The 24,068-nt window shown below is 72.6% G+C and carries 22 protein-coding genes and 1 pseudogene; 12 read left to right on the forward strand and 11 right to left on the reverse strand.

Going from position 1 to position 24,068, the window contains the following annotated elements; genetic code table 11:
• Nucleotides 1-46: 46 nt before the first annotated feature.
• From hypF to ABZ823_RS19395, 6 genes are all read right to left on the reverse strand, one after another.
• On the reverse strand, nt 47-2,446 hold the full coding sequence (gene hypF, locus ABZ823_RS19370; RefSeq protein WP_361661386.1) for a carbamoyltransferase HypF: 2,400 nt from the start codon (nt 2,444-2,446) through the stop codon (nt 47-49).
• Nucleotides 2,443-3,306: a hydrogenase nickel incorporation protein HypB gene (gene hypB, locus ABZ823_RS19375; RefSeq protein ID WP_361661389.1), complete on the reverse strand. Its 864-nt coding sequence runs from the start codon at nt 3,304-3,306 to the stop codon at nt 2,443-2,445. Before hypB ends, hypF begins: the two co-directional genes overlap by 4 nt.
• Before the next feature lie 3 nt (nt 3,307-3,309).
• The gene (locus ABZ823_RS19380) at nt 3,310-3,705 is read right to left on the reverse strand and encodes a hydrogenase maturation nickel metallochaperone HypA (RefSeq protein ID WP_361661392.1); all 396 of its coding nucleotides are present in this window, start codon (nt 3,703-3,705) and stop codon (nt 3,310-3,312) included.
• Nucleotides 3,706-3,912: 207 nt separating this feature from the next.
• Nucleotides 3,913-4,458 (reverse strand): hydrogenase maturation protease, encoded by a 546-nt coding sequence (locus ABZ823_RS19385; protein WP_361661395.1) that lies wholly within the window; start codon nt 4,456-4,458, stop codon nt 3,913-3,915.
• The gene (locus ABZ823_RS19390; RefSeq protein WP_361661398.1) at nt 4,455-5,750 is read right to left on the reverse strand and encodes a hypothetical protein; all 1,296 of its coding nucleotides are present in this window, start codon (nt 5,748-5,750) and stop codon (nt 4,455-4,457) included. Before ABZ823_RS19390 ends, ABZ823_RS19385 begins: the two co-directional genes overlap by 4 nt.
• A gap of 153 nt (nt 5,751-5,903) precedes the next feature.
• Nucleotides 5,904-7,664: an enoyl-CoA hydratase-related protein gene (locus tag ABZ823_RS19395; RefSeq protein WP_361661736.1), complete on the reverse strand. Its 1,761-nt coding sequence runs from the start codon at nt 7,662-7,664 to the stop codon at nt 5,904-5,906.
• A gap of 266 nt (nt 7,665-7,930) precedes the next feature.
• Here ABZ823_RS19395 and ABZ823_RS19400 point away from each other — a divergent pair, with 266 nt between their 5' ends.
• Together ABZ823_RS19400 and ABZ823_RS19405 are read left to right on the forward strand one after the other, a co-directional pair.
• Nucleotides 7,931-10,744 carry a SpoIIE family protein phosphatase gene (locus tag ABZ823_RS19400; protein WP_361661400.1) on the forward strand — a complete coding sequence of 938 codons (2,814 nt, stop codon included), beginning with the start codon at nt 7,931-7,933 and terminating at the stop codon, nt 10,742-10,744.
• Nucleotides 10,745-10,861: 117 nt separating this feature from the next.
• Entirely contained in the window at nt 10,862-11,710 is an 849-nt protein-coding gene (locus tag ABZ823_RS19405) for a chitosanase (protein WP_361661403.1), read from the forward strand.
• Nucleotides 11,711-11,719: 9 nt separating this feature from the next.
• On the opposite strand, the gene ABZ823_RS19410 is transcribed toward ABZ823_RS19405, so the two are convergent.
• The 3 genes and pseudogenes from ABZ823_RS19410 to ABZ823_RS19420 all read right to left on the reverse strand — a co-directional run.
• Nucleotides 11,720-13,612, reverse strand: coding sequence for a DUF2264 domain-containing protein (locus ABZ823_RS19410; protein WP_361661406.1), 1,893 nt, complete (start codon nt 13,610-13,612; stop codon nt 11,720-11,722).
• Entirely contained in the window at nt 13,609-14,640 is a 1,032-nt protein-coding gene (locus ABZ823_RS19415; protein ID WP_361661739.1) for a hydroxyacid dehydrogenase, read from the reverse strand. The genes ABZ823_RS19410 and ABZ823_RS19415 overlap by 4 nt, the downstream gene beginning before the upstream one ends.
• Nucleotides 14,641-14,816: 176 nt before the next feature.
• Nucleotides 14,817-14,966: pseudogene (locus ABZ823_RS19420) on the reverse strand (dehydrogenase); the annotation flags it as partial.
• Nucleotides 14,967-15,191: 225 nt separating this feature from the next.
• Here ABZ823_RS19420 and ABZ823_RS19425 point away from each other — a divergent pair.
• Nucleotides 15,192-15,932, forward strand: coding sequence for a DUF2071 domain-containing protein (locus ABZ823_RS19425; RefSeq protein ID WP_361661409.1), 741 nt, complete (start codon nt 15,192-15,194; stop codon nt 15,930-15,932).
• Nucleotides 15,933-15,962: 30 nt separating this feature from the next.
• Here ABZ823_RS19425 and ABZ823_RS19430 read toward each other — a convergent pair whose 3' ends face one another.
• A complete protein-coding gene (locus ABZ823_RS19430; protein ID WP_361661412.1) occupies nt 15,963-16,403 on the reverse strand; it encodes a GNAT family N-acetyltransferase in 441 nt (146 codons plus the stop codon).
• A 44-nt stretch (nt 16,404-16,447) separates the two neighbouring features.
• Nucleotides 16,448-16,870, reverse strand: a complete 423-nt coding sequence (locus tag ABZ823_RS19435) for a phage holin family protein (protein WP_361661415.1) — start codon at nt 16,868-16,870, stop codon at nt 16,448-16,450.
• 259 nt (nt 16,871-17,129) lie between these two features.
• Between ABZ823_RS19435 and ABZ823_RS19440 the strand changes: the two genes are divergently transcribed.
• The 9 genes from ABZ823_RS19440 (at nt 17,130) to ABZ823_RS19480 (ending at nt 23,869) form a co-directional block, all read left to right on the forward strand.
• Entirely contained in the window at nt 17,130-18,353 is a 1,224-nt protein-coding gene (locus tag ABZ823_RS19440; protein ID WP_361661419.1) for a hypothetical protein, read from the forward strand.
• A complete protein-coding gene (locus tag ABZ823_RS19445) occupies nt 18,332-18,877 on the forward strand; it encodes a hemerythrin domain-containing protein (protein ID WP_361661422.1) in 546 nt (181 codons plus the stop codon). The genes ABZ823_RS19440 and ABZ823_RS19445 overlap by 22 nt, the downstream gene beginning before the upstream one ends.
• Complete coding sequence (locus ABZ823_RS19450; protein WP_361661425.1) at nt 18,874-19,962, forward strand: hydrogenase expression protein HypE; 1,089 nt, start codon at nt 18,874-18,876, stop codon at nt 19,960-19,962. Before ABZ823_RS19445 ends, ABZ823_RS19450 begins: the two co-directional genes overlap by 4 nt.
• A 35-nt stretch (nt 19,963-19,997) precedes the next feature.
• Entirely contained in the window at nt 19,998-21,791 is a 1,794-nt protein-coding gene (locus ABZ823_RS19455) for a nickel-dependent hydrogenase large subunit (RefSeq protein WP_361661428.1), read from the forward strand.
• Nucleotides 21,784-22,344 (forward strand): NifU family protein, encoded by a 561-nt coding sequence (locus ABZ823_RS19460; protein WP_361661430.1) that lies wholly within the window; start codon nt 21,784-21,786, stop codon nt 22,342-22,344. The genes ABZ823_RS19455 and ABZ823_RS19460 overlap by 8 nt, the downstream gene beginning before the upstream one ends.
• Nucleotides 22,341-22,931: a DUF5947 family protein gene (locus ABZ823_RS19465; RefSeq protein WP_361661433.1), complete on the forward strand. Its 591-nt coding sequence runs from the start codon at nt 22,341-22,343 to the stop codon at nt 22,929-22,931. Before ABZ823_RS19460 ends, ABZ823_RS19465 begins: the two co-directional genes overlap by 4 nt.
• Nucleotides 22,932-22,948: 17 nt before the next feature.
• Nucleotides 22,949-23,155, forward strand: coding sequence for a hypothetical protein (locus ABZ823_RS19470; protein WP_361661436.1), 207 nt, complete (start codon nt 22,949-22,951; stop codon nt 23,153-23,155).
• A 59-nt stretch (nt 23,156-23,214) separates the two neighbouring features.
• Nucleotides 23,215-23,358, forward strand: coding sequence for a hypothetical protein (locus ABZ823_RS19475; RefSeq protein ID WP_361661439.1), 144 nt, complete (start codon nt 23,215-23,217; stop codon nt 23,356-23,358).
• Nucleotides 23,359-23,647: 289 nt separating this feature from the next.
• Nucleotides 23,648-23,869 carry a hypothetical protein gene (locus tag ABZ823_RS19480; protein ID WP_361661442.1) on the forward strand — a complete coding sequence of 74 codons (222 nt, stop codon included), beginning with the start codon at nt 23,648-23,650 and terminating at the stop codon, nt 23,867-23,869.
• Nucleotides 23,870-24,068: the final 199 nt, after the last annotated feature.

A 24,068-nucleotide genomic window follows, 5' to 3' on the forward strand; every position in this document is an offset into this window, starting at 1 on the left:
TCCTCGCTGTGGATGGTGCGTCGCCCGGCGCTGCCGGGACGGTCGGTCAGTCGGGGGCCCCGGCCCCCTCCCCCGCTCGAGCGGCCACCACGAGCTGGCCGAGGGCCAGGCCGCCGTCGCCGGGGGGCACGAGGTGGTGGCGCAGCACGGTGAAGCCGTCCGCGCTCAGGGCCCGGGCGCACGCCGAGGAGAGCAGGGAGTTGAGGAACACGCCGCCGGTGAGGGCGACCGTGTCCACTCCGTGCCGCTCCCGCGCCCGTACGCATATGGCGTGCACGAGGGCGGCGACGGCCCGGTGAAAGCGGACCGCGACCAGCTCCGCCGGTGCGCCCGCGCGCAGATCGTCGACGATCTCCGCGATCAACGGCGCCGGATCCGCCCGCACCGGGCCGCCGTCCCGCTCCGGCGGTCCGACGGCGAACGCATATGCCGTGGTGTCCCCGGCGGGTGCCCGCAGCGCGGCGGCCTCCAGTTCGACGGCGGCCTGGGCCTCGTAGCGGGACCGGTGACGGACACCCGCCAGGGACGAAACGGCGTCGAAGAGCCGGCCCATGCTGGAGGTGGGGACACAGTTCAGGTTCCGCTCCAACTGACGCCGCAGCACGCGCAGTTCGTCCGCCGGGCAGGCGGCCGCGCTGGGCAGGTCGGCCGACCAGTCGATCCCCGCCCGGCGCAGCTGCGCGAGGGCCGTGCGGTACGGCCGGTGCACCGCCGCGTCGCCGCCGGGCAACGGCGCGTACGCCAGATGCCCGAACCGGGTGAAGCCGTCGTAGTCGGCGAGCAGGAACTCCCCGCCCCACACCGCTCCGTCGTCGCCGTAGCCGGTGCCGTCGAAGGCGACGCCGAGGACCGGCTCGCTGCCGTCGAGCCCGTGTTCGGCCATCGCGGCGGCGACGTGGGCGTGATGGTGCTGGACGCGGACGACGGGGCGGCCCGCCGCGTTGCGGGCGGCCCATCGCGCGGAGCGGTAGGCGGGATGCCGGTCGGCGGCCAGGAGCCGCGGCCGCACCGGGGTGATCGACTCCAGTTGGGCCACGGCGCGTTCGAAGGCCCGCTGGGTGGCGAGGTCGTCCATGTCGCCGATATGGGCGGACAGCCAGGCCCGGCGGCCCGCGCCGAGGCAGAAGGCGTTCTTGAGGTCTCCGCCGACGGCGAGAGCCGGGGGCACCTCGAGGGGAAGGGGCAGCGGCAGCGGCGCGTAGCCCCGGGCGCGGCGAACGATGAGCGGCTGCCCGTCGCACAGGCGCACCACGGAGTCGTCGCACGGCACATGGATCGGCCGGTCGTGCGTGAGCCAGGCGTCGGCCAGGTGGGCCAGGCGCTCGAGCGCCTCCGCGTCGTCGGTGACGATGGGTTCGCCGGAGACGTTGCCGCTGGTCATGACGAGCAGCCGGGGGCCTTGGGGGTCGCCGGGCAGGCCGAACAGCAGATGGTGCAGGGGGGTGTACGGCAGCATGACGCCGAAGTCGGGGCTGCCGGGCGCGACGCCCTGGGCCGGCCACGGGGCGTCGGGGACGGGCGGGACGTCCGTGCGGCGGCGCAGCAGCACGATGGGCCTGATGGTGCCGGTGAGGAGGGCGCGCTCCTTGGGAGCGAGCCGGACCAGGGGCTCGATGTCCTCGACGCTCGCGGCCATGACCGCGAACGGCTTGTCCCCTCTGGCCTTGCGGTGCCGCAGCCGGGCGACGGCGGCGGGATCGGTGGCGTCACAGGCGAGGTGATAGCCGCCCAGGCCCTTGACCGCGAGGACGGCGCCGTCCGCCAGGAGCCGTCGGGCCCCGGCGATCGGATCCCCTTCCGGGACCGGGCCCGGCGGTCCGTCTCCGTCCGCCCGGCGGACGAGCAGTTCGAGCCGCGGCCCGCAGGCCGGGCAGGCGACCGGCTGGGCGTGGAAGCGGCGGTCGGCCGGATCGGTGTACTCGCGGGCGCAGTCGGCGCACATCGGGAACGCGGCCATGGTGGTCTGCTCGCGGTCGTAGGGCAGGCCGGTGACGATGGTGAACCGCGGGCCGCAGTGCGTGCAGGTGACGAACGGGTGGCGGTGGCGCCGGTCGTGGGGGTCCGCCAGTTCGCCGAGGCACGCGGCGCAGGTGGCCGTGTCCGGCGGGATGAGGGCCCGCGTGGGTCCGTCCGCCGTGGAGGCGAGGATGGTGAAGGCCGGGTCGCCGGTGGCGGGGACCTCCTGGTGGTGGACGGAGTCCACGCGGGCCAGCGGTGGCGCGTCCACGGCGATGCGGTCGCAGAACCGGGCCACGGCCGAGGGGTCGCCCTCGACCTCCACCACGACGCCCTCGGGGTTGTTCGTCACGTGCCCGGCCAGGTCCAGGGCGGTGGCGAGGGCATGGACGTACGGCCGGAAGCCGACGCCCTGCACCACGCCTTGGACGGTGACCCTGCGGCGCAGCGACGTGCGGACCGCGTCGGTCGTCGGGGGCCGACCGCTCACGAGCGGGGCTGCGCCATGGCGGCGGTGCCGTTCGTGTGGTCGTCGGCGTGGCCGGGGGCGCCGCTGGTGTCGTCATGAGCGGGGCCCATGCCGTCGCCCGGGTGGCCGGGCGCGTGGCCGGTGTGGTCATGGCCACTGTGGGCGCCCGTGTGGTCATGGGTGTGCTGGTGCGGCTCGCGGGCCATGACGGGTGTGTGGACGGGGGCGCCGGCCGCGGCCGAAAGGGCCCGGTCGAGCAGAAGACCGACCCCCAGGTCCCGGCGGGCCGAGGTCAGCAGCACCTCCACCCCTGGATTGACCCGCTCGACGTTCGCGCGGAACGTCGCCTCGTCGAACCCGACCGCCTCGGCGATGTCCATCTTGGTGACCACGACCAGATGGGCCAGTCCGAACGCGGTGGGGTACTTGAGGGGCTTGTCCTCTCCCTCGGTGACGGAGGCGAGCACCACGCGCAGCGTCTCCCCCAGGTCGTAGGAGGCCGGACAGACGAGATTGCCGACGTTCTCCACGAACAGCAGCCGGACCGGGGTGGGCAGCCACCCCTTCAGGTGTCCGGCGAGCATCCCGGCCTCCAGGTGGCACAGGCCGTCGGTGAGGACCTGCTTGACGGGGACGCCCGAACGGGCGAGCCGCGCCGCGTCGTTCTCGGTGGCGAGGTCGGCCGTGAGCGCCGCGACCGGCACGGCCCGGTCCCGGGCCTCGACCAGTTCGCGTTCCAGGAGTGCGGTCTTCCCGCTGCCGGGGCTGGAGAGCAGATTGACGACGGTGGTGCCGCGGGCCGCGAGTTCGGCGCGCAGGGTGTCCGCGGCCCGGTCGTTCTTGGCGAGTACGGCCTGCTGAAGGTCGACCACACGGCACATGGTTCAGCGCTCCTCGGGAGTGGGTTCGCGGGTGGGTGCGGGCGTCCGGCCGTCCTCCCACCGCACGCCGACGATCTGGAGTTCACGGCCGGACAGCAGGTCGGTGGTGCCCCCGTCGCAGCGCGGGCAGCTCAGCAGCGGCGGCATGCCGACGGCCCATTCGTGCGCGCACGGTGCGCAGCGGGCGCGTCCGGGCACGAAGTCGGTGACCAGTTCGGCACCCTCGAGCACGGTCCCGGCGCAGGCCAGTTCGAAACAGAAGGACAGGGCGTCGGGCACGACCCCGGCCAGCTCGCCCACCTGCAGCCGTACCTCACGCACCGCCGTGACGTCACCGGAGCGCTCTGCCGCCTCTTCCACCTGGCCGATCACCGCCAGCGCGATGGACATCTCATGCATGGGTCTCCGTCCCGGCGGGAGGCCGGGGAGTCGCCCCGTGGGACGGGGCGTGCGCGGCCCGCCGACGTCCATTAGAGGTGTGGCCCCGGCGCCTCATGGCCCGGCACGCCGGTGCCGCCGGGACGGATACGCCGTTCGCCGCAACGGCCCGACGGTGGCGGCCGGACGGGGACCGGGCGGGCGCGCACGGCCGGCGGGCCGGTCGGGTCAGAGCGTGGCGTCGTCGACCAGGGCCTCGGGCGAGGGGCCGCCCGTCGCGTCGGGCTGCAGCAGCTGTTCGATCAGCCGGACGGCCCTGGGCACCGCGTCGGACACCGCGGGGCTGAGGCCGATGCGCTCCTCCACGGAGGCGGGCTCACACCCCACCACCAAGGTGCGCCGTGGCGGTTGCCCGCCCGTTCCGGCGCAGAGCGTGCCCAGCAGGGCGAGGACGGCGTCGGGGGTCATCTTGTGGCCGTCCATCGGCGCGCCGGGCACGCCGCCCGCCGCGACCTCGTCGTGCTCGATCACATACAGGGTGCCGGGCTCCCCGCCGCGCGCGGTGGCGTCGACCAGGAGGAGCGTGTCGTAGCCGTCGAGAACCTGGTAGGCGAGGTGCACTCCGCGGACCCCGATGTCCAGGACCTCGACGTGTCCGGGCAGCCGGCGTCCGCTCAGCGCGCGGACGGTCTCCACGCCGAAGCCGTCGTCCCCGAGGAAGACGTTCCCGATGCCGGCCACCAGGACCCTGCCGTCGACGGTGTCAGGGCTCATTCCTCGTCCTCCAAGGGGATCACCTCGTCGGTCCGGAAGTAGAGGAAGCTCCCCTGCGCTCGCCGGATGTCGGCGCCCGGGTCGTCCTCCAACGTCACCGCGAGGTGCACCGAGCCGTCCACGTCGTGCAGCACGGACTCGACGGTCGCGGTGCGGCCGCGCAGGAACAGATCCTGCGCGTCGGTGCGCCGCAGGCCGGGGTGGAGCCGCACCCGGCTCCCGGCGCTCACCGGCCGGCCGTCCACGACGACCTGGTCGGAGGCCGGGTCGTCGGCGGCCCCGCCCGCCGGGCCGCACCTGGTGTCCGGACGCACGACCCCGTACTCGTCGGGGAAACCCTCGGCGGGAGCGGCTTCCTTCACCGCGCGCACACCGCTCGGGCCGAGGATCCCGTCGACCCCCGTGGCCGTGAACGGCGCAGCGGGGTGTTCAGGGGAGACGGCGGGATGGTCCCCGAGGATGACGGGCGAGGACAGCACCACGTCCGGGGCTCCGGGTTCGCCGGCGAGGACGGGCCAGGTGTGCAGATTTCGGCAGGAGGCGCTCGCGGCCTTCGCCCATTCGGGCGGATCGGTCATCGACAGGAACGACCCGGCGCTCAGCCCCAGCAGGAGGTGGGTGGCCACCAGGGATCGGGGGAGCGCCGCGCTCCGGCCGGCGGCCTCGTCGTCCGCGGGCGCCCAGGGGCTGGTGTTCTCCACGACGGCGGTCAGCCGCATGACCGGGAAGGGGCCGTCGAGCCGACGTGCCGACAGCCGCAGCGCGCCGCTGATCTCCTCGTACCGGCGCAGCAGGCGGCCGACGACCCGGCCGTCCTCGGCGAGCACCGGCTCGCTCTCCTCCCTCGCCGGGCGGGCGAAGGTGAGCGTGACCCCGTCGCCGTCGACGAGTTCGGCCGGTGTCACGACCGCTTCGACGCGCTCCTCGGTGCCCTCGTCCCGGGGGACGAGCCCACGGTCCCCGGTCAGGAGCTCGGGAACCGTCGTGAAGGTGCCGCCGGGGTCGGCCCGCTGGACGGTGCGGCGCCGGACGCGCAGGAAGCGCAGTTCCACCGCCAGGGTGGCGCCCGTTCGGGGTTCCATCAGGCACTCGGTGTGCTGGAAGTCGTACTCCTCGCGGCCGGCGCCCCAGGCTGGGGGTACGAGGACTCCGGACTGCCGGGGCAGCCCGTGCCCGGCGGAGGAGCCCCGGTACGGGTGGAGCGCACAGCCCTCGAAGAGGACGGCGTCGGCCACCCGCCGGGCGAGGGCGAGGCGTGCCTCCGTCTCCGGGGCGAACACGGTCACGCTCACGGAGCGGTCCTTTCGGGCGTCGGCGGGCCGCTCAACGCGGCGCGGGGCGGCGGCCCTCGCCGCCGAGTCGGCGGTCTTCGGCACGAGGACGGCGGTCTTCGGCAGCGGGGCCGGGGAGAGACCGCCGATCTCGGGCCGTGCGGGGTCCTGGCGTCATTCGCGTGGTCGTGGGGTGGAGACCTCGGCGGGCGCCGCGGTCGCCGTGCCCTGGGACACGGGCGGATCCGCCGCCGTCAGGGGGCTTGCGGCGACGGCGAGATGCGCAGGCGTGCACGAGGGTGTCTCCTTGCGGACGAACGCCTGCCGCAGTGCGTGGTAGGGGGCGTCCGGGTGGTGGAAGATCCGGTGCATCCTGGCCAGCTCCCGTTCCCTGAAGACGGCCAGCGGCTCCTTGCTCTGCTGGTGGTCCAGTTCCGCCTTCTTTCCCGCGATCCGGGACCGCGTTCCCGGGTGTTTCGCGAGCCGGGCCGCCAGTCGGCCGACCTCCGCCGTGAAGTCCTGCGGCCCGCACTCGACGACCTGGTCGACGAGTCCGAGGCCCTGGGCCCTCGCGGCGCTTATCGGCAGGGCCTCGTGCAGGATCCGGTCGGCCACCGTGGCACCGACGCGACGGGGCAGCGTGTACGTCCAGTACTCGGAGCCGTACAGGCCCATCAGCCGGTAGTGCGGGTTGAGGACGCAGCCGGCGCGGCACCAGACCTCGTCGGCGGCGAGGGCGAGCATCACGCCGCCCGCCGCGGCATTGCCGCCGAGGGCGGAGACGACCAGCCGGTCCGTGGTCGTCAGGACCGCCTCGACCAGGTCGTCGATGGCGTTGATGTTCGCCCAGGACTCGGCGGCGGGGTCGTCGGCGGCCTCGATGACGCCCAGGTGGATGCCGTTGGAGAAGAAGTCGCGCTGCCCGCCCAGCACCAGGACCGAGGTGGGGCGCCCACAGGCGGCCCGGTAGGCCGCCAGCAGGCGCCGGCACTGGGTGGTGCTCATCGCGCCGCCGGGAAAGGCGAACGACAGGAAGCCGACGCCACCCTCCTCGCGGTACCGGATGTCGCTCCAGGCGGGCCACGAGGCGTCCGGGTCCACGGGCAGATCGGGCAGCGGGGGCAACCGCTCGCCGAGGGCCCGCACGGCGGGGAGTTTGACCGGGCGTGGCTGCCCCGGAACGCGCCGACGGCGCAGTTCGGGGATCCACACGGCACCGTCCCTGGTTGCCCGGCAGATCGCCCCGGCCCTGGTGGCGAGCACTTCGCCGGGGGCGCCGCGCAGTCCCTCCTCGGGATGGCCGCCGTGCAGGTACCACTCCTCGCCGAACAGCATGTCTAGCACGCCGGGCTGGGAGTCGGCGGCACGCAGTTTCCGCACGACTGTCGCCGTAGCATCGGCGTCCCAGTCGATTCGCCGGACGCTCTGGTCGAGGTACGGGCGGCTCGGCGCCGGACCCTGCGCGCGGGGGGTGTAGGTCCCGGAGGCGAAGCGCTCCACGGCCAGCAGAACGGCCGCGAGGGCCGCGTCGGCGATCTCGCCCCGGTACAGGTCGCTCTTGGACACCGGCGGTACCGGACACGCGACGGATGCCCACACGGCGCCCGCGTCCATCTCCTCCTCCGCCTGAAGCACCGTCGCGCCCCACCACCCGGCTCCCTCCAGGATCGCCCAGTCCAGGGAGGACGGCCCGCGGTCGCCGACGGGCCCCGGGTGGACGATGAGGCATGGACAGGAGGTCCACACCTCCCGGGGAATCGCAGTCTTCAGCATCGGCGCGACAACGAGCTGCGGCGCGTGCCGCCGTACGCTGTCCGCCAGGGGGACGCCCGGAAGGGCGAGTTCCACCGCCACCGTGTGGCCCCGGTCGCGCAGTTCGGCGTGGACGCGCTGGGTGAGGCTGTTGAACGCGGTGGCCACGAGCAGGATGTGCACGGCGGACTCCCGGCGGACGGTGCGGGCGGAGTTGCCCGGCCGACTGCGATCGTGGGCCACGGCCGTTCCCGGGTATCGCAGACTGGCTGCGAAGTCACTCGAAAGTGGGCGTGGCGCCGCCACTCGGCGGCGACAGCCGCCTTTGCGTCGTGCGCGCGCCGCGCCCGGCCGGCGCCGGGCTCCTGGCCGTCTCGTGACCGGGGAACACGGCATCACCGCGTGTGATGCCTCTCGCCTCCCCCGGCCCGGGAGTGTAGACAGGGCACATGGCCCGACTCCTGGGTCGAACCGGCACCCGGTCGCCCCGTCGCCCCAGCGGTCTGCGCATCCCGTGCACCCCGCGCGTACACAGCCGCGCCGACCTGGCGCCCGCACCGGATACCTCGCGGACACCGCACCCGCCGCCCGCCGGGCAGCAGCGGAAGCCGGGTCGGCGGCGCCCGGGTGCCCTCGCGGCGCTGCGGTCGGCACTGACCGGACGCAGCGTGGCCGGAGAGGTCTTCGTCCTGCAAGTGGTCATCGTGCTGCTGCTGGTCGTGACCGCGGTGGCGGCGCTCCTCCTTCAGGTGCGACGTGACACCGCGCAGGAGGCGCGCAACCGTTCCCTCGCCGTCGCCCAGGCGTTCGCCAACGCGCCGGGGACCAGCGAGGCACTGACCGGTCCCGATCCGACGGCCGTGCTGCAGCCTGCCGCCGAGGCTGCCCGTAGGACGGCGAAGGTCGACTTCATCGTCGTCATGAACGACAACGGGATCCGCTATACGCATCCCGTGCCGGACCGCATCGGGAAGCAGTTCGTGGGGAACATCCAGCCCGCGCTGGCCGGGGACACCGTGACCGAGGAGGTCGACGGCACCCTCGGCCGGCTGGTGCAGGCCGTCGTCCCGGTCAAGTCGGCCCAGGGCGGGGTGGTGGGCCTTGTGTCGGCCGGTGTCACCACGGAACACGTGGGCGGGCTCGCGGACCGGCAGCTGCCGCTGGTGCTGGCCGCCGCGGCCGGCGGGGTGGGCCTGGCCACGGCGGGGACGGCGCTGGTCAGCCGGCGGCTGCTGCGCCAGACCCATGGCCTCGGGCCGGGCGAGATGACCCGGATGTACGAGCACCACGACGCGGTGCTGCACTCGGTGCGCGAGGGAGTGATCATCCTCAGCGGCGACGGCCAGCTGCTGCTCGCCAATGACGAGGCGGAGCGTCTGCTCGACCTGCCCGACGACGCCGAGCGGCGGCACGTGACCGATCTCGGCCTGCCGCCCGACACCGCCGAGCTGCTGGCCTCCGGGCGGTTCGCCACCGATGAGGTACGGCTGGTCGGGGACCGGCTGCTGGCCATCAACCAGCGGCCCACGGACCGGGAGGGGGGCCCGCCCGGGAGCGTGGCCACCCTCCGTGACTCGACGGAGCTGCGGGCCCTGTCCGGCCGGGCCGAGGTGGCGCGCGAGCGCCTGACCCTGCTGTACGACGCCGGTGGGGCCGTCGGGACGAGCCTGAATGTACGGCGCACCGCCGAGGAGCTCGCGGAGCTGGCCGTACCCCGGTTCGCGGACTTCGTGACCGTCGATCTGTTCGAGCCGGTCCTGGACGGCGAGGAGCCGGAGGCGGGGACCGATATGCGCCGCACCGCGTCCAGCGGGATCCGCGACGACGCCCCCCTCTACCCGGTGGGGCAGCGGATCCGGTTCGTGGCGTCCTCCCCGCAGGCCCACAGCCTGCGCAGCGGCAGGGCCATGCTGGAGCCCCGGCTCGGCGAGGCGCCGGGCTGGCTCGCGCAGGAGCTGGCACGGACCACTGCGGTCGTGCGGTACGGCATCCACTCGCTGGTCACCGTGCCCGTGCGGGCGGGATCGCTCACTCTGGGCCTCGTCAACTTCTGGCGCTCCGAGAAGCCCGAGCCCTTCGACGCGGAGGACATGGCCCTGGCCGAGGAGCTGGTGGCCCGTGCCGCGGTCGCCATCGACAACGCGCGCAGGTACACGCGCGAGCACAGCATGGCGGTGACGCTTCAGCGCAGTCTGCTGCCGCGGAGGTTGCCCGAGCAGGGCGCCCTGGACATCGCCTACCGCTACCTTCCGGCATACGCCGGGGTGGGCGGCGACTGGTTCGACGTGCTGCCGCTGTCCGGTGCCCGGGTCGCGCTGGTGGTGGGCGACGTGGTGGGCCACGGTCTGCACGCGGCGGCCACGATGGGACGGCTTCGCACGGCGGTCCACAACTTCTCGGCCCTCGACCTGCCGCCCGACGAACTCCTCGGCCTGCTCGACGAACTGGTGGCCCGCATCGACCAGAACGAGACGGCCGAGGAGGCGAGCGCCCCCGTCACGGGCGCGACGTGTCTCTACGCGATCTACGACCCGGCCACCCGGCGCTGTGCCATCGCCCGCGCGGGCCACCCGCCGCCGGCTCTGATCCGGCCCGACGGCTCTGTCCACTTCCCCGACGTGCCGGCCGGTCCTCCGCTGGGACTCGGCGGTCTGCCGTTCGAGACGGCCGACCTGGAGCTCCCGGAGGGCAGTCGGCTCGTTCTCTACACGGACGGGCTCATCGAGGACCGCTACCGGGACATCGACGCCGGGCTGGAACTGCTGCGCGCCGCCCTGGCGGAGTCAGGGCCGTCGCCCGAGGACACGTGCCGGGCCGTCCTGGACGCCCGGCCGCGGCCCCGGACCTGCGACGACATCGCGCTGCTCGTGGCGCGCACCCGGGCCCTCACGTCCGACCAGGTCACCGAGTGGGAGGTGCCGATGGATCCGGCGGCCGTCGGGGACGTGCGCGCTTCGGTGACGCGGCAGCTGGCGGACTGGGGTCTTGAGGAGCTGACGTTCACGACGGAGCTGATCCTCAGCGAGCTGGTCACCAACGCGATCCGTTACGGCAGTGAGCCCGTCCGCGTACGGGTGGTGCGCGACCGCAGCCTGATCTGTGAGGTCTTCGACGGCAGCAGCACGTCCCCCCATCTGCGCCACGCCGCCATGACCGACGAGGGCGGACGGGGCCTGTTCCTCGTGGCGCAGATGGCCGAGCGCTGGGGGACCCGCTACACGCCGAACGGCAAGGTCATCTGGGCGGAGCAGCCGCTGCCCTGAGGCGGGGCGTCTTGTTCGACCCTACGAAGCTTGCGTTTGACGGGTACCCATCACCCTCGGCATCTGATAGGAAACCTTCCTATCAGTGCAGCCACCCCCCACCCCTTTGGAGTCCCCGTGGTGCATCGCTCCCCCGACACGGCAGGCCAGGCCGGCACGTCCCGCCGAACCGTTCTCGCCCTCATCGGGGCGTCCCTGGCAGCCGCGCCGCTGCTGAACTCCCCGTTCGCCTCGGCGGCCCCCGCGGCCGCCGAGGCCGTGGGGCTCGACGACCCGGCGAAGAAGGAGATCGCCATGCAACTGGTCTCCAGCGCGGAGAACTCCTCCCTGGACTGGAAGGCCCAGTACAAGTACATCGAGGACATCGGCGACGGTCGCGGCTACACCGCCGGCATCATCGGCTTCTGCTCCGGCACCGGCGACATGCTGGACCTGGTGCAGCTCTACACCGACCGCAAGCCCGGAAACGTACTCGCCAAGTACCTGCCCGCCCTGCGCCAGGTGAACGGCAGCGACTCGCACGGGGGCCTCGACCCGAACTTCCCCAAGGACTGGCGCACGGCCGCGCAGGACAAGGTGTTCCAGCAGGCGCAGAACGACGAACGCGACCGGGTCTACTTCAACCCCGCCGTCCAGCAGGGCAAGGCGGACAGGCTCGGAGTGCTCGGGCAGTTCACGTACTACGACGCCATCGTCATGCATGGCGACGGTGACGACCCGACGAGCTTCCGCAACATCCGCAAGCGCGCGCTGCGCACGGCGAAGCCGCCGGCGCAGGGCGGCACCGAGGTGGCGTACCTCAACGCCTTCCTCGACGCGCGGGTGTGGGCCATGAAGCAGGAGGAGGCCCACAGCGACACCAGCCGGGTCGACACGGAGCAGCGGGTCTTCCTGCGCAAGGGCAACCTGAACCTCGACCCGCCGCTCGACTGGAAGGTGTACGGGGACAGCTACCACATCGGCTGACCCGGGCGCCTACCGCAGCAGGGTCACGGTCAGCGGCCGGAACCCCACCACCGACCGTGCGCCGTCCCCGGCCCATGTCACCTCGACGCCGTCGTCGCCGGCCACCACCGCGGCGACGGCGTCCGCCGGCGGCGCGGGCCGGGCTTCGGCCGTGAGAGCAGCCAGGCACACGTGCACCGAGGTGCCGCCTGCCGGCCCGCGCAGCCGAGGCACCCTGGCCCAGCGGGTGTAGGCCGTGCCCTGGGGCGCGGGCACCCGCTCGACGCCCTCGTCCCAGCCGTACAGCCCGTGCAGCACCGACTCGACGGGCTCCTCCGGGCCGGTGGCCCACCCCGTGTGGGTGACGCGAGTGCCGTGCGGGGCTCCGACCACACGGTGGATCCGCAGCTCATATCGCCCCCGGACCACCGTCACGCTCTCCACGCGCAGGCCCGGCAGCATCGGCGGTCCGGCGACGAAGACCGGGCGGTGCCAGGACGCCGCCCACCCCCAGCCCTCCCCGTCCCCGGCCCCCAGAGGGTGGATGAGGCGTCGTACGCCTGCCCGGCCGTTCACATCGACGGACAGGTGGTTGTCGGCGACGTTTCCAGCGGCCGTGGGTCCGGTGCGGGTCGAGTAGGCCTGGCGCCCGTAGTGCGGATCGTCCTCGGCCGCCGACTCGCCCTCATGGGGGCGGACATGGTGGCTGCCGTGGTTGTGCAGCCGTACGATCCCGTCCGCGCCCGTCGTCTGCACGAGCAACCCCGGGGCCGGGAGGGCGAGGACCCGGTCGGCCCCCTCGGCCGGCGCGGGCTCCTCCCGGTCCGTCCACAGGGGATGGGCGGGGGGTGCCAGCAAGGACACGAAGGCCTTCGAGGCCCAGTACGGGGATGCCGGACCCGAGTAGCTCTGGAGGGTGGCGTCGTGGGGACCGTGCCAGCCGAGGCCGAGCAGCCCGTCCTCCGTCAGCGCGCCGCGGTCCAGGAAGTAGCGGAGACTGCCGCTGGCCAGGCGCCGGGACGCGCCGGGGGTCAGCGGGGTGTGACCGGTCAGGGCACCCAGGCCGACGGCCGCCGTGGCCGCGAACCGGTACGTCAGCGAGCGGCCGAAGTGCATGGGCGCGCCATCCGCGCCGAACATCAGCGAGAAGCCGTCGAGATGCTCCCGCAGCCGGGCTCCGTGGTGGGCGGACCGTTCACCGTCCCCGGCGAGGTGGGCGTCGAGCAGCGGATACAGGTGCAGAGCCCAGCCGTTGTAGTGGTCGAAGGCACGGCCGTCGCCGTCCGCGTACCAGCCGTCGCCGCGGTACCAGCCCTCCAGCAGGTCCAGCGCGCGCCGCCGGGCCGCGGCCGTCTCCGCGTCCCCGCGGCCCACCGACTCCAGGAACCCGGCGACCGTGAACGGGAAGAGGTACCAGTTGTTCGGCGCGGGCGTGTGCCGCAGCGCCCCGCGCAGCCAGTCCTCCGCCCGGTCCTGGACGCGCGCGTCGAGGTTCTTCCACAGCCAGGGAGCGGTCAGCCGCAGTCCCAGCGCGATCGACGCGGACTCCACCATCGGCTGGCCCCGCACATCGTGGTCGAGGATCAGCGGCCAGGACTCGGCGTCGTCACGGCCGGGGGTGAGGGTGCCGGCGGCGAGACCGCCCGCGTACCGCTCGAGGCGGCCGTGCGGGTCTGCGCCGCCGGCGCCCGCCACCCGGAAGGCGGCGGCGAGGAACGTACGGGCGTAACCCTCCAGACCGTCCGAGCGCACGCCCGAGCATGAGGGCCGTCCGGGCAGGTGGAGCAGGGCGCCGCCCGGTGTGCTCCAGCGCCAGGCGGACGCCAGCAGCCCGTCGGCCACGGCCTCCCAGTGGGCCCTGGTATACCCCGTGTGGGGGCTCGACTCCCGTTCCTCCGGGGGCAGTTCGAAGGGGATGCTCATGCCTGGAACCCCAGCCTCTCACGTCGTACGGGGTGCAGGAATCCGGCGCCTGACGCCCAGCGCGCGGTCTCGGCGACGGCGAGGTCGGCCAGCCGGCGCCACTCGTTGCCCTGGGACCCGGCCAGATGCGGGGTGATGACCACGTTGTCACAGTCCCACAAGGGGTGTCCGGGGGGCAGCACTTCGGGGTCGGTGACATCGAGGACGGCGCGGACGCGACCCGCCACGACCGCGTCGGTCAGCGCGTCCTGGTCGATGATCGCCCCGCGTGCGGTGTTGATCAGCACGGCTCCCGGGCGCATCGCCTCGATCAGGCGCCGGCCGACCAGACGGCGGGTCTCGGGCAGCAGCGGGGTGTGCACGCTGACGGTGTCGCCCCGCGCGAACAACTCGTCCAACTCCACCCGTTCCACGCCCAGTTCAGCGGCATCCGCATCCGTGACATACGGGTCGTACAGGAGCACGTCGATGTCGTGCGGGCGCAGCAGCTCGATGACCCGGCGGCCGATGAGCGACGCGGACAGGATGCCCACGGTGCGGCGGTGGTTGCCGACGGTGCGGGGCGTGCGCAGCCACGCGTCACGGGTGCGGGTGGCGCGGTAGTCGCGGGCGCGTTCCAGGATGTTCTTACCGGTGATCAGGATCATCGCGAGGGTGTACTCGGCGACCGGGAGGGCGTTGGCGGCGGCCGCGGAGGACACCTCGATGCCACGCTCCCAGCACGCCTCGGTGATGTGGTGGCGAACGCTGCCCGCGGTGTGCACGACCGCGCGCAGCCGGGGCGCCGCCTCGAGCACGTCCGGGTCGAGCGGGGGGCAGCCCCAGCCGGTGACCAGGAGGTCGACGTCGGTGAGAACGGCCCGGGCCGCCGGTGTGGTGAGGTCGTCGAGGACGGGCGGCGGGGCGAGGTCGCAGATCGCGGCGAGGGCGTCGAGCGTCTCGGGGTCGAGGACGGCCGCGGCGGCCTCCCGGGACATGGCGAAGGCGGTACGGGGGCGGAAGCCGGGACCCGGCGTGGCGACGGTCATCGGGGAGACGGTCATCGGGGTGCGGAACTCCTCACTGGGTCGGCGGGCCGGGTTGCGCGACCGCACCTGCGGTCGGTCCGCTGCGCCGGAAAGGCGCTGCGGCAAGGCGAGGGCGAGTGGGCGTGCGGTGGGCGGCAGTTCGCCGTTCGGGCGTCCGGGTTGCCGGAGAGGGGGCGTCAGGCGTCCAGGTCGTCCGCGTAGTGGCGGAAGCCATGGCGCTCCCTGTGCAGGTCCCACAGGGTGGCCGCCAGTGCGGCAGGGTCCTTTCTTGGGTGGCCGGGGATGATCGCGCCGGGGACGACCAGCTGGGCGACGTCGTGTCCCTCTCGGCCGAACCGCCGCGCGACGGCGGCGCCGAGGCCGGGCCCGGCTCCGACGATCGCGATGGTGGTCACGGTCTTGCCTCCCAGCCCTTCCACGTCTTCTGTTTCTTCCCCAGCGGTGCCCTCTCTCACTCACTGCACTCACTGCGACCTCGCTCGCCGCCGTCCGCAACGCGGAGGTGCCTCGGCGCGCCGGGGCGCCGCCGACCGGGCGCGTAGCCTGGACGCATGGTGGCGAGAACCTCCGAGCACCATGTCGTCCTGCCCGTGGCCGAGGCCCGGTGGCTGAGCCAGACCTTCGTCCACTGGCCTTACGAGCCGCGGATCGTGCAGGACCTGCTGCCGTCGGGCCTCACCGTCGACACCTATGAGGACGCGGCGTGGATCGGTTTCACGCCCTTCGTCATGTCGGCCCTGCGACCCGGCGGCCTGCCTCCCGCCCGGTGGTGCTTTCCGGAAACCAACCTGCGCACCTACGTACGCCGCCCCGACGGTCTCGACGGCCTGTGGTTCCTGTCCCTGGAGGTCGGCACGGTCGTCATGCTGGCGGCCCGTGCCATCGGCGCGCCGTACCACCTGGGCGCCCTGACCGTGCACTTCGAGTCCGGCACCGTGCGGTACACCGGGGTCCGCCGCGGGGGTTTCCCGGCCTACGGCCTTACCGTCCGCCCCGGCGCACCGGTCGTCCCCGGCGCCCGGGACATATGGCTGACCTCCCGGTGGCGTGCCTTCACCCGCACCGGCCGCGTGCTGTGGCGGACGGAGGTCGACCACGAGCCCTGGCCGTTGTACGGAGCCGATCTGCTGGACCTCCGCCAGTCGCTGACGACGGCGGCCGGGCTCCCGGCACCGTCCGGCCCCCCGATACTGCACTTCTCGCCGCGTGTTCACGGCGTACGGTTCGCACTGCCACGCCCCCTGCGCGGTCGCCCCGCCGCAGCCGGTCCGCGCCTGCCCGCCGCGAAGTGACGACGGTCCCCCTGGCGGGGCAGGTCATCGTCAAGTCAGCTTTTTGTACATGTGGACGTCCTCGGCTCCGCCGGGGATCCCCGGCGTCCTGCCGGTCTCGACGTATCCGTGGCGCTGGTAGAACGCCGGGGCCTGGAAGGTGAACGACGACACGCACGCGCGGTCGCAGCCGCGCCGTCGTGCCTCTTCCTCCGCGGCGAGAAGGAGCTTGCTTCCCCAGCCGTCCCGTCGGCTTTCCTCGCGGACCCAGAGCATCTCGATACCGAGCAGTCCACCCCATGTCCAGGCGGACAGGCCCCCGATGAGCTCGCCGGTGTCATCGACGGCCTTCACCGACAGCGCGCCCTGATCGGCTTCGGTGGTGCCGGTCGCGGGGTAGTTGACCTCGTCCAGTCCCCTGGACAAGCGCTCGTCGAGTTCGGAGTCGCGGTGGCCGACGCTCAACCTGCCGCCCATGTGGTCATGCCGCATGCCGCCGAGTGTGGCACACGTACCAACCCAGAACCGCCCGGTCCTTAGGGGGTGCCACCCCGGCCAGTGATGTCCGGTCCGCTCGCGACGGCCTCATCCGCCTGTTCGAACGCCTTCGCGGACGCCTGGACCCCGGCGCGCACGCGGTCGCGCGCGGCTGCCCCCAGGGCCACGGCCCCCGCCGCATAGGCACAGCCCAGCACGGCCGATGCGCGCGGACCGGGCAGTTTCGACTCCAGCGCCCGTAGCGCGGTCTCGTGCGCCGACCACAGCGCCAGGACTCCGCACACACCGGCGGCGCCCAGCAGCGCGCCTCCCGCGCCGATCCGCCGCACGGCGGCCCTGACCTCACTCTGCACCGCGAGGATCTCGTGACGGACCAGCTGAGCGGTGTCCTGGGCCAGCCGCGCCGCCGCATCGCCGACTCGGGCCCTGCCCTCCGACGGGTCGTCGCCTTGCACGTGCATCGCTGCCGCCTCCGTCTCACTGCGCAACCGGGGGCCGGGTCCGTCGGCATCGGGGCCGGCGGCCGGAGTCCATCTCCCGCAGTACCCCCGCACGCCGTACCGACACGGTCTTGATCGGCGGTGGCCCCGGATCCGGGTTCCCCGCGACGGCGCCGGACCCGCCACTCACCCATATGCACCTAATGCGCGCATTGCGCGCTAAAAGGTGTGATCGTTGTAAACCAATGGAATCAAGGCATTCCGTCAGTGAGGAGCGACGGTGGGCGACCCTGACCACAGGCGCGGGAGCGCACGAGATGCGGGTTCCGCGTTCGAGAAGGCGTGCGCGGTCGCCGACGCCGTCCTGTACGAGGGTTATCTGCTCTACCCGTACCGGAGGTCCTCCCCCAAGAACCGCGTGCGCTGGCAGTTCGGCATCCTCGCGCCCCGCGCCTGGGCCGAGGCGCACGGCCCGGTGGCGGCCGGCCTCTCGGGGTCCGTCGAGTCCTGGCGGCAGCAGACCGAGTGCCTGCTGCGGGCCGGACCCGATGCCGTCGTGCGGGTGCGCGTGCGCTATCTCCAGACGCAGGCACGGAGCGTCGAGCAACGGACCGAGGACGGCCGCCATGTGCCCGTGGACCGGCTGGAGGCCGGCGGCAGCGTTCATCTCGCCTTCGACGAGGCGGTGCCGCAGGAGAGGGACCTGGTCGTTCCGCTCGCGGACCTCCTGGCGGCGGACCGGGAGTTCGACGTCGGCGCCCCCGGCGGTGAGGAGACCGAGCACCTGCCCGGAGGCGTAGGACGCCTGGTGCGCCTACGCCGTCCCGTTCAGGCGCGGACGACGCTGGGCGCCGAGCGGCTGCCCGGTCCCGGCTCCCTGTACCGGCTACGGGTGCGGACGGAGAACACCGGCCGGTCGACGCCCGCCGGTGCGCGGCGCGACGAGGCCCTGGGACATGCCCTCATCGCGGCGCACACCCTCATCGGCGGGGCGGGGCTGAGCTTCGTCTCCTCCATCGACCCGCCCGAAGACGTCGCGGTGTTCGCACGCGACTGCCGCAATCTGCACACCTTCCCCGTGCTCGCCGGCGAGGAGGGATCCGACGGCCTCGTACTGTCGTCGCCGATCATCCTGCCCGACCATCCGCAGGTGGCGCCGGAGAGCCCCGGTGACCTGCACGACGCGGCGGAGATCGACGAGATCCTGACCCTGCGGACGCTGCTGCTCACGGACGACGAGAAACGGGAGGCACGCGCCACCGACCCGAGAGCCGCCGGGATCCTCGACCGGGTGGAGACCATGCCGCCGGAGGTGTTCGCACGGCTGCACGGAGCCATCCGCTCCCTGGCCCCCGCCGCGTCCGGCCAGGTGTCCGCCGCTTCCCACGGCGACGGCGGGGCGGGAGACGGCGGCGCACCGCGCCCGCACGTCACCGCACCGGCCGGGCAGGCGACCGCCGTCCCGGACCAGGAAGGGGCGCCATGGACGCCATCGAGTTGCTGATGCATGACCACCGGATGGTCGAACAACTGTTTCGCGATTACCGCGCCGCCGCCACCGGCCGGCAGCGCCGGGCCGTGGTCGAGACGCTGATCCGCGAGCTCTCCCGGCACGCCGCGATCGAGGAACTGATGTTTTATCCGCTGGCCAAGAAGGTCCTGCCGGGTGGGATGCAGGAGGTCGAAGAGCACCTCGCCGAGCACATGGCGGCCAAGCAGACGCTTCTGGCCCTCGACAAGCTGTCCGTGGACGACCACCGCGAGAGAGAACTCGTCGAGCAGTTGCGCCAGGAGATCGAGGAACACGTGCACGAGGAGGAGAGCGAGCTGATGCCCGGACTCCGCGATGCCGTGTCCCAGCGGGATCTGGACCGGCTCGGGGAGCTCCTCGCCCAGGCCAAGCAGACCGCGCCGACCCGACCGCATCCACACGCACCGGACGAGCCTCCCGCGCTGTCGCTCGCCGGACCGGTGGCCGCGGCCTACGACCGACTCCGGGACCGACTGCAAGGGAGGCCGAGGACATGACCGTCGAAAGCGGTACCACGGAGGTCAGCCAGCAGCCCACCAGGGCTGAGGACAGGCAGGGGTTCGACGAGGTCCACATTCTGTGGATCTCCGAGGGCATGAGCTGCGACGGCGACACCATTTCGATGACGGCGGCGGGCCAGCCGGGGATCGAGGACATCGTCCTCGGACTCGTCCCGGGCCTGCCGAAGGTGAACCTGCACAACAAGGTCCTCTCCCCCAGCCTGGGCGGCGAGGACTTCCTCGCGCCGTTCCGGGCGGCTGCACGCGGCGAGCTGAAGCCGTTCGTCCTGGTCATCGAAGGTTCGATCCCCAACCAGAACATCATCGAGGGCGACGGCTACTGGACCTCGTTCGGAAACGACCCGGAGACCGGCAACCCGCTCACCCTGAACTGGTGGATCGACCACCTCGCCCCCAAGGCCTGGGCGGTCGTCGCCGCCGGTACGTGTGCCACGTTCGGCGGGATCCACGCGATGGCGGGCAATCCCACGGGCTCGATGGGCCTTGTCGACTACCTGGGCTGGGAGTTCAGGTCCCAGGGCGCACTGCCGATCGTCAACGTGCCGGGCTGCCCGATCCAGCCGGAGAACTTCATGGAGACGCTGACCTGGCTGCTGTACCACGCGGCCGGGTCGGCACCGCCGCCCCCGCTGGACCACATGCTGCGCCCGCAGTGGCTGTTCGGCAAGACAGTGCACGAGGGGTGCGACCGCGCCGCCTACTACGAGCAGGCCGACTTCGCCAGGGACTACAACTCGCCCAAGTGCCAGGTGAAGGTGGGCTGCTGGGGTCCGGTCGTCAACTGCAACGTGCCCAAGCGCGGCTGGATGGCGGGCGTGGGCGGCTGCCCCAACGTCGGGGGCGTCTGCATCGGCTGCACTATGCCCGGCTTCCCGGACGCGTTCATGCCGTTCATGGACGAGCCGACGGGCGCCACCTTCTCGTCGGCCCTCATCCGGCCGTACGGAGCCGTGATCCGCAGGCTGCGCGGCCTCACCAACATCGCCGTCAACCGAGAGCCCAAGTGGCGTCATAACAAGGCCGAGTTGACCAGCGGTTACGACCCCTACTGGCGTCCCTGAGACGGGGCGAGCAAGAGAGCGAGGAAGGCTCGGACATGACGGCAACCGAGGCGCGGGGCGCGAAACGCAAGCCCGCGCAGATCGTGGACATGTCGTGGGATCCGATCACCCGGATCGTCGGCAATCTCGGCATTTACACGAAGATCGACTTCGCCAACCGGGAGGTGGTGGAGTGCCACAGCACTTCGTCGCTCTTCCGGGGCTACTCCGTCTTCATGAGGGGCAAGGACCCGCGGGACGCGGGCTTCATCACGTCGCGGATCTGCGGAATCTGCGGTGACAACCACACCACCTGTTCCAACTACGCCCAGCAGATGGCCTATGGCGTCAAGCCGCCGCCGCTCGCCGACACCATCGTCAACCTGGGCGAGGCGGCCGAATACATCTTCGACCACACCATTTTCCAGGACAACCTGGTCTTCGTGGACTTCTGCGAGGCGATGGTCAAGACCACGAACCCGAGCGTCCTGGCCCGGGCCGAGCGCACCGAGGCCCGTAACGGCCGCATCCACGGCTATCGCAGCATCGCGGACATCATGCGCGCCTTCAACCCCTTCGAAGGCGAGGTGTACAAGGAGGCGCTCAAGGTCAGCCGGATCACCCGGGAGATGTTCTGTCTGATGGAGGGACGCCATGTCCACCCCTCCACGCTGTACCCGGGCGGGGTCGGCACGATGCCACAGCCCACCACGTTCACCGACTACCTCTCACGGCTGCTGCGGGTCCTCGACTTCGTCAAGATGGCCGTCGCGATGAACGACGACGTCTTCGACTTCTTCTACGAGGCCCTGCCCGGCTACGAGGAGGTGGGCCGCCGCCGGATCATGCTCGGCTGCTGGGGCGCCTGGCAGAACCCGGACGTGTGCGACTACCGCTACGAGACGATGAGCGAGTGGGGCCGGGCGATGTACGTCACCCCCGGCATCATCGTGGACGGCAAACTCGTCACCAACGACCTCGTGGACATCAACCTCGGCATCCGGATCCTGCTGGGCAGTTCGTACTACGAGGACTGGGTGAACGAGGAGCCGTTCGTCACCCGTGATCCGCTCGGCAACCCCGTCGACATGCGCCACCCGTGGAACCAGACGACGGTGCCGATGCCGCAGAAGCGCGACTTCGACGGCAACTACAGCTGGGTGATGAGCCCGCGCTGGTACGACAAGAACACCGGCGACCACCTCCCCCTGGACACCGGTGGCGGACCCCTGGCGCGTCTGTGGTCGACCGCGCTCAACGGGCTGGTCGACACGCCGTACGTGAAGGCCACGGGGCACAGCGTGCGGATCTCGCTGCCGAAGAGCGAGAAGCTGCCGGAGATGACGCTGGAGTGGAAGATCCCCAAGTGGAGCAACACCCTGGAACGCGACCGGGCCCGGCCGTACTTCGTCGCGTACGCCGCCGCCATGGCCTTCCAGTTCCTGGAGAAGGCGATGACGGCCGTGCGCGCCGGTGAGACCAAGGTCTTCGAGAACTACGAGGTGCCTGACGAGGCGATCGGCTGCGGCTTCCACGAAGCGGTGCGCGGTGTGCTCTCGCACCACGTGGTGATCAAGGACAAGAAGATCGCGAACTACCACCCCTACCCGCCGACTCCGTGGAACGGCAGCCCCCGGGACATCTACGGCACCCCCGGCCCGTACGAGGACGCCGTCCAGGGCCAGCCGATCTTCGAGGAGAACGGCCCGGACGACTTCAAGGGCGTCGACATCATGCGCACCGTGCGCAGCTTCGACCCCTGTCTGCCCTGCGGTGTCCACATGTACCTCGGCAAGGGCAACACGCTGACCAAGCTGCACTCCCCCACCTATGGGGCGGCTCATGCCTGAGAGCCCTCAGACGGTGCGGCTCGACGAGGCGGCGGTCGCGGAGCGGCTGTCTCGCATCGACCGGCTGCTGGAGCAGGTCCAGGGCGCCCCCGGCCCGATGACCGGCGCGGCGATCGAGGCGGTGCAGGCCCTCACCGAGGTCTACGGCGAGGCCCTGGCCCGGGTGCTGGACGGTGCCGACGACCGTCTGGTCGACCGTATGGCCGGCGACGAACTCATCGGTCACCTCCTGGTACTCCACGGCGTCCACCCGGAGCCACCGGAGCGCCGGGCGGCGCGCGCCGTCGCCGGTCTGCGGCCGGCGGTGCGCGAGCGGGGCGGCGATGTCGAACTGGCCGCCGTGGAGGAGGGAGTCGCCCGGGTGCGCGTGTCCGCCAAGGGGTGCGGGACGTCGTCCGCCGCGCTGGAGGACGCGGTCCGCGAGGCCGTGCTCACCCTGGCACCGGAACTCTCCGGCGTCGAACGGGCGCCGGGGGACGAAGGGCGGCGGACCGCCTTCGTCCCGGTCGAGTCGCTCACCTCGCGTCCGGCGTCCGCCGGAGGGCGGCCATGACCTCCGGCGCGCTGGCCCGTGTCATCCGCTCCGCCGCCGAACGGCGACCGGACGCGGAGTTCTGCGATCTGTGCGGCGCCGAGGCCCCCTCGAGCCACCGCCACCTGTGGGACACCGGCGAGGAGGTGGTGCTGTGCGCGTGCCGGCCCTGCTCCCTGCTCTTCGTCCAGGAGGGCACGAGCGAGGGACGGTACCGGCTGGTGCCACGGCGCAGGGTGCGTCTGCCCCCGGTGGACACGCAGGGGCTCGGCGTCCCGGTGGGGCTGGCCTTCTTCGTGCGCCACGCCGACGACACGGTGAGCGCGCACCTGCCGAGCCCCGCGGGAGCCACCCGATGGGAGGCGGACCCGGCGGCCTGGCGCGACGTCGTCTCCGGCTGTCCCCAGCTCGCCACCCTCGAAGCGGACGTGGAAGCGTTGCTGGTGAACACCGCCCACTCGGCGATGGAGCACTGGATCGCTCCGGTCGACGACTGCTTCCGGATGGTGGGCATCGTCCGACGGGAGTGGCGGGGCCTGTCCGGCGGCAGCCGGGTGTGGCCCGCCGTCGAGCAGTTCTTCGCGGAGCTGACCGAACAACCGCAGTAACCGGCAAGGAGCAGACGATGGGAAGGATCCGTGTAGGCAAGCCGCAGGTGAGTCCCGATACGCCTCGGCACGTCACCGGGCTGCACGAGGGCAACAGGGGCCCTCACAAGCGGCAGACCGGCCACCACAAGGACGGGACCGCCGACGCGCGCCGCTCGACCGGGATTCACTGGAAGGCGCACAACGCGATCACGAAGACCATGCCGAACCTCCCTCCGGGATGACACGGCATCCACGGCCGCGCCCGGTCCGGGCGCGGCCTCCCAGACGAGAGGAGTTGGGTATGACGGCCAAACGAGTGCTGATCGCCGAGGGGCTGGTGCTGGGCGCCGTGGCGCTGACGCTGCTCGCCAGGGAGATGCCCGGCCTGGTGCGTGAGGTCAGGATCTGGCGGATGGTGGGGGTCCGAAGCGGCCCCCGGCACTGACGCGCCGCCAGGCTCCCGAACGTCACGACGGACCGCTCCCGGCACGTCTCACCGTGCCGCGAGCGGTCCGTCGGCATGCCCCGAGCCGAGCGGGCGCCGTCGCCGAGTGGGCGCCGCCGCCGTGCGCGGGTGGGCGTCCCGCACGTCGCCGGGACGGGTGCCGCGTCATCTGCCGGGCGGAATACGCGAATTGCGCGGCTCCGTCCCCCGAATGGCCCTCTCCGCCCCGCGCGGACGGCTCGGGCGGGGTCTCCTGGAAGGGGAGAGGCATCCGTCAAAGGAGCCGATCATGTATGAGATGTGTGCGGGCCCCGAGAAGCCTGGTGGCGTGCTGGTGTGGCACGTCATGGTCAAGCAGTCCACAACCACCCTGTGTGGCCAGCGACTTGTGGAGGCAGTGGATGCGACCGGCGCCCAGCACGCCGGCCACTGTCCGGCGTGCATGACGTCGTTCGCGAAGCTGATGACGGCCCCACCCGAGGCCGGTCCCTCGGCCGTCCCGACCCGCTAGCGTGTTCCGAAAGTCCCGTCGTCCGCCCGAAGGGGCCGCGGCGGGACGTCCTCCGCGAACAGCACCAGGACGGCGCCCCGGCGGCGGAGCAAGTGGCGACCGGGGCCACCGCGACGGCACCGGGGAGGGGAAGAGTACGGCGTGCTTCGGCTGGCGGCGGGCCGGCTCCTCCCGGGATCCGGGCTCGAGCAGGGCGAGC

It is taken from the genome of Streptomyces sp. NPDC047079 (assembly GCF_040643755.1).
Classification (GTDB): Bacteria; Actinomycetota; Actinomycetes; order Streptomycetales; family Streptomycetaceae; genus Streptomyces.

Bases quoted from the DNA above. Each gene is read 5' to 3' on its own strand.
- hypB (WP_361661389.1), bottom strand. From the start codon at position 3,306: ATGTGCCGTGTGGTCGACCTTCAGCAGGCCGTACTCGCCAAGAACGAC.
- ABZ823_RS19380 (WP_361661392.1), bottom strand. From the start codon at position 3,705: ATGCATGAGATGTCCATCGCGCTGGCGGTGATCGGCCAGGTGGAAGAG.
- ABZ823_RS19385 (WP_361661395.1), bottom strand. From the start codon at position 4,458: ATGAGCCCTGACACCGTCGACGGCAGGGTCCTGGTGGCCGGCATCGGG.
- ABZ823_RS19400 (WP_361661400.1), top strand. From the start codon at position 7,931: ATGGCCCGACTCCTGGGTCGAACCGGCACCCGGTCGCCCCGTCGCCCC.
- ABZ823_RS19410 (WP_361661406.1), bottom strand. From the start codon at position 13,612: ATGAGCATCCCCTTCGAACTGCCCCCGGAGGAACGGGAGTCGAGCCCC.
- ABZ823_RS19415 (WP_361661739.1), bottom strand. From the start codon at position 14,640: ATGACCGTCGCCACGCCGGGTCCCGGCTTCCGCCCCCGTACCGCCTTC.
- ABZ823_RS19425 (WP_361661409.1), top strand. From the start codon at position 15,192: ATGGTGGCGAGAACCTCCGAGCACCATGTCGTCCTGCCCGTGGCCGAG.
- ABZ823_RS19430 (WP_361661412.1), bottom strand. From the start codon at position 16,403: ATGCGGCATGACCACATGGGCGGCAGGTTGAGCGTCGGCCACCGCGAC.
- ABZ823_RS19435 (WP_361661415.1), bottom strand. From the start codon at position 16,870: ATGCACGTGCAAGGCGACGACCCGTCGGAGGGCAGGGCCCGAGTCGGC.
- ABZ823_RS19445 (WP_361661422.1), top strand. From the start codon at position 18,332: ATGGACGCCATCGAGTTGCTGATGCATGACCACCGGATGGTCGAACAA.
- ABZ823_RS19450 (WP_361661425.1), top strand. From the start codon at position 18,874: ATGACCGTCGAAAGCGGTACCACGGAGGTCAGCCAGCAGCCCACCAGG.
- ABZ823_RS19455 (WP_361661428.1), top strand. From the start codon at position 19,998: ATGACGGCAACCGAGGCGCGGGGCGCGAAACGCAAGCCCGCGCAGATC.
- ABZ823_RS19460 (WP_361661430.1), top strand. From the start codon at position 21,784: ATGCCTGAGAGCCCTCAGACGGTGCGGCTCGACGAGGCGGCGGTCGCG.
- ABZ823_RS19465 (WP_361661433.1), top strand. From the start codon at position 22,341: ATGACCTCCGGCGCGCTGGCCCGTGTCATCCGCTCCGCCGCCGAACGG.
- ABZ823_RS19470 (WP_361661436.1), top strand. From the start codon at position 22,949: ATGGGAAGGATCCGTGTAGGCAAGCCGCAGGTGAGTCCCGATACGCCT.
- ABZ823_RS19475 (WP_361661439.1), top strand. From the start codon at position 23,215: ATGACGGCCAAACGAGTGCTGATCGCCGAGGGGCTGGTGCTGGGCGCC.
- ABZ823_RS19480 (WP_361661442.1), top strand. From the start codon at position 23,648: ATGTATGAGATGTGTGCGGGCCCCGAGAAGCCTGGTGGCGTGCTGGTG.